Source organism: Cupriavidus phytohabitans, assembly GCF_017815025.1.
Lineage (GTDB): Bacteria > Pseudomonadota > Gammaproteobacteria > Burkholderiales > Burkholderiaceae > Cupriavidus.
In genome coordinates, this window is record NZ_JAGIQB010000197.1 from 1 (window position 1) to 1222 (window position 1222).

At 51.9% G+C, this 1222-nt stretch carries 2 tRNA genes and 2 rRNA genes; all 4 read right to left on the bottom strand.

The features are described from left to right. Positions 1 to 622, bottom strand: a 23S ribosomal RNA gene (locus tag J8I34_RS34100); the annotation flags it as partial. Positions 623 to 920: 298 nt separating this feature from the next. Next, positions 921 to 996 (bottom strand) — tRNA-Ala (locus tag J8I34_RS34105). An 11-nt stretch (positions 997 to 1007) separates the two neighbouring features. Further along, positions 1008 to 1084 (bottom strand) — tRNA-Ile (locus tag J8I34_RS34110). A 62-nt stretch (positions 1085 to 1146) separates the two neighbouring features. Further along, a 16S ribosomal RNA gene (locus J8I34_RS34115) occupies positions 1147 to 1222 on the bottom strand; the annotation flags it as partial.

Consider the following 1222-nt stretch of genomic DNA (forward strand, 5'->3'; position numbering starts at 1 on the left):
ACGCCTTCCCTAATCGGTTAAGCTTGCCACTGAATGTAAGTCGCTGACCCATTATACAAAAGGTACGCCGTCACCCCTTACGAGGCTCCGACTGTTTGTATGCATGCGGTTTCAGGATCTATTTCACTCCCCTCCCGGGGTTCTTTTCGCCTTTCCCTCACGGTACTGGTTCACTATCGGTCGATCACGAGTATTTAGCCTTGGAGGATGGTCCCCCCATCTTCAGACAGGATTTCACGTGTCCCGCCCTACTTGTCGCACACCTAGTTCCACAAGTCTGTTTTCGCATACAGGGCTATCACCTGCTATGGCCGGGCTTTCCATCCCGTTTTGCTAACAGTCCTGCTAAAGAGTGCAAGGCTCTTCCCATTTCGTTCGCCACTACTTTGGGAATCTCGGTTGATTTCTGTTCCTGCAGCTACTTAGATGTTTCAGTTCGCCGCGTTCGCTTCCCTGACCTATGGATTCAGTCAGGGATGACCCATACGGGCCGGGTTTCCCCATTCGGACATCTCCGGATCAAAGCTTGTTTGCCAGCTCCCCGAAGCTTTTCGCAGGCTACCGCGTCCTTCATCGCCTGTGATCGCCAAGGCATCCACCACATGCACTTGTTCGCTTGACCCTATAACAAGTGTGTCTCATCGACACGCTCACTACAGGTTGAGTTCTCGCATTTGTGCCGTATTCCAAGTCATCTTTCGATCACTTAAATACATTTTGGTTGATACAATCACAACCCGGTATCGCGTTGGTACTACAGCGTCTCATCAACGCTCGCGCGACACCTTTACTACATCCCATATTGTTAAAGAACAGCCGATCATTCGATCGCTTGGCAATGCCAAATGCAAACGCTCAAACCTTAAGCGCTTGCATTTGACCACCAATTCCAGGTATCCGAACTCACTCGTCAGAGATCGTGGTGGAGGATGACGGGATCGAACCGACGACCCCCTGCTTGCAAAGCAGGTGCTCTCCCAGCTGAGCTAATCCCCCCTCGGATAACTTGGTGGGTCTGGTAGGACTTGAACCTACGACCCCCGCCTTATCAAGACGGTGCTCTAACCACCTGAGCTACAGACCCTTGGCTGTAACAGCAAACAAACCGATAAGTGTGAACGCTAGGCTTGAGACACAAGCCTCTGGAAAGGAGGTGATCCAGCCGCACCTTCCGATACGGCTACCTTGTTACGACTTCACCCCAGTCATGAACCCTGCCGTG